The organism is Oribacterium sp., from assembly GCF_057249185.1.
The window spans coordinates 1-3,139 of the sequence record NZ_DBHIGR010000212.1 but is presented as its reverse complement, the minus strand read 5'-3'; the positions used below and the strand labels follow the sequence as shown (position 1 = coordinate 3,139).

At 39.7% G+C, this 3,139-nt stretch carries 2 protein-coding genes; both read left to right on the top strand.

Annotated features, from left to right (window positions below):
* The coding region (gene cas3 / locus ACO4PX_RS09530) for a CRISPR-associated helicase Cas3' (protein WP_485572437.1) at window positions 1–2,576 on the top strand (2,576 nt) is incomplete at its 5' end.
* Between the two features lie 3 nt (window positions 2,577–2,579).
* Window positions 2,580–3,139 (top strand): type I-E CRISPR-associated protein Cse1/CasA (locus ACO4PX_RS09525; RefSeq protein WP_485572435.1); only part of this gene is annotated, 560 nt, incomplete at its 3' end.

Below are 3,139 nucleotides of genomic sequence, written 5' to 3'. Positions count from 1 at the left end.
CTACCCCTGCCTTTCAGATTCAAAGAGGATTTCAAATTTCTGAGGACTTAGACCTGCTTTTGATGGAGAAACTGGAACGGGAAGGTTTTTCCGGAATCAAAGACTTAGAGCTAACAGATCGAGGAAAAACTCCCCATGCCTATGCAGGAGAAGTGATTTGCCGTTTAGCGGGTATCAACAGAGGAATTGCCTCTATCATAGGAGCCCATCATGGAGTTCCTATGAAGGAAAACTATAGTCTTACGTCCTTTGTTGAAGCTTATACTGCCAACTTTTATCAGGAAGAAAAAGAAGATTCTCCAATATGCAAAAAATGGAAAGCGACACAAGAGGAGCTACTTTTCTGGGCATTAGAGAGCTGCGGTTATAAAAATGTAGAGGATCTTCCTAGATGTCCCAAACCGACGCAACTCTTACTTTCCGGACTTTTAATCATGGCGGATTGGATAGCCAGTAATGAGGAATATTTTCCTTTATTTTCTTTACAGAATGAAGTTGATCATGAGTTGGATGATGCTACAGTAAATCAAGAAGATAGGAAGAAAGAAGATACACAAATAAGTGAGAGGGTGGAATCGGCCTGGCTAAAATGGACGCAGAATCAAACATGGGAAGCGACGCAGCTTTTTGATGCAAAACAGGCTTATCAGAATTCCTTTCACTTTATGCCTAGAGATTTTCAAGAAAAAGTTTTTACAGAGATTGCCGGGGCTGAGGACATCGGCTTAGTGATTCTTGAGGCGCCCATGGGCTGCGGAAAAACGGAGGCGGCTTTAATGACTGCGGAACAATTGGCGGGAAAGCAGCAATGTGCCGGAGTTTTCTTTGGCTTGCCTACCCAAGCCAGTTCCAACGGCATTTTTCCGAGAGTGGAGTCCTGGGTAGATTCCCTTGGGCAAGAAAATCAAGAGAAATTATCTCTTCGCCTATCTCATGGAAAGGCAGCTTTAAATGAAGAGTTTCAAACATTGTCCAGAAACTGTAGCGAGGGAATAGATCTGGACGGAGAAAAAACGAAGTATGTGTATGTGAATGAATGGTTTTCCGGGAGAAAGAAGGCCATGCTGGATGATTTTATAGTAGGAACTGTAGATCATTTACTCCTTATGGCTTTAAAACAAAAACATCTTATGCTTCGGCATTTGGGATTTAGTAAAAAGGTTGTCATCATTGATGAAGTGCACGCCTACGATGCCTATATGGGGCAGTACCTCTACATGGTTTTACAATGGCTTGGAGCCTATAAAGTGCCAACCATTATCTTATCCGCGACCTTACCTATAGAACGAAGAAAAGACCTGATGAAGTATTACTTGAAAGGTAGAGGGATCAAAGAGAAGGATATAGGAAATTTTGATTTCCTTAAGACAGAAAGCTATCCCTTACTTACCTTTAGCAAAGGAAGTGAGGTTGAATCTTTTTCAGACTTTCAAGAAGAGAAAGAAAAAAAGGTTACGCTTTATCAGCTGGACGAAGAGAATTTAGTAGATACCGTAAAGAGTCTTGGTAAGAATGGAGCGGTCATAGGAATTATTGTAAATACGGTTGGGAGGGCGCAGAGAATCACAAAAGATTTATTAGAAGCTTTTCCGGAAGAAGAAGTCCATCTTTTACATTCTCGATTTATCGACACGGATCGTATAAAAAAAGAAGAGGAATTACTCAAAAAAATCGGGAAAAATGCAGAGAGACCTAAGCGTTTTATCGTAGTGGGAACCCAGGTGATAGAGCAGTCCCTAGACATTGATTTTGATTTAATGATTAGTGATTTATGTCCTGTGGATCTGTTAATCCAAAGAATAGGTCGACTTCATAGGCATAAGATAGAAAGGCCTAAGGAACATAGTGAAGCGAAACTCTATCTTATGGGAACGAGTGAGAATTTAGACTTTGAAACTGGAGCAAAAAGGGTATATGGGGATTATTTACTTATCAAAACTCAATGTGCTTTAGGAAATAGTATCTCTATCCCAAAGGATATTTCTCCCCTTGTGCAGGAAGTATATGGAGACAAGGATCCCAGTTTAGCCCCTGAGTTACTGACGAAATATGAAGAGAGTAAAGAGAAACAAGAAGCAGTCTTAAAGAAGCAAAAAATGAAAGCAAAAGGATTTCGCTTAGATAAGCCTAAATTGGAGTGTTCAGATGACATTAGTTTAGACGGATTATTGGATAATGATTTGCCTATTGATTCAGAGGAGCTATTTCAGGCAAAGGTTCGAGATATTGGTTCTTCCATAGAAGTGATAGCGGTAAAAAAATATGGAGTGGGATATGGACTTTTTCAAGAGAAGAAGGACATTTCAGAAGAGCTTTCTAAAGCGTCAATTGCAAGAAAGCTGGCTTGTCAGACTTTAAGACTTGGAGAAAGTATCATCCACATAGAAAAGGAAGAGGATCTTATTCATTATTTAGAAGATTATAACAGACGAGAACTTGCTGATTGGCAGAACGAAGCGTGGCTAAAGGGAAGCTTAGGGTTGATATTTGATGAGAACAATGACTTTCCCTTAAAAAATATTGTTTTACATTACGATGAAAAATTTGGCTTGCAGTGGCATAAGAAGGAGGTGTAAAGCTTGAGCCGATTTAATTTGTTAGAAGAAAACTGGATTCGAGTTTTGGAAGAAGGGGAAATGAAAGAAGTATCCCTCATTACCCTTTTTGAAAATGCGGAAAAGTATCGGTGCTTGGCAGGGGAGATGGCGACGCAGGATTTTGCAATGCTGCGATTCCTATTAGCGGTACTGCATACCGTGTTCTCCCGGGTAAATGCTGATGGAGAAGCCTATGAGTTTTTAGAAATTGACGAGAAATTCCGACAAAAGGAGGCTGTTTCCGAGGATGACGAAGAGGAATATAATGATGCCCTCATGGAAACGTGGAAGACACTATGGAAAAGAGGTAAATTTCCTTCAGTAGTTAGGAAATATTTGGAGGCTTGGAAAGATCATTTCTACCTGCTGGATGAGAAATATCCTTTTTATCAGGTGACGAAGGAAGAAGCTCTTCCTAAGCTTCAAAATAATAAAAATACCGGATTTGTTACAGGAAGTCAGATTAATAGAACAATATCAGAAAGTAAAAATAAGATGGCTTTATTCTCTCCAAAGGGAGAAAAGTATAAGAGTAAAATGCA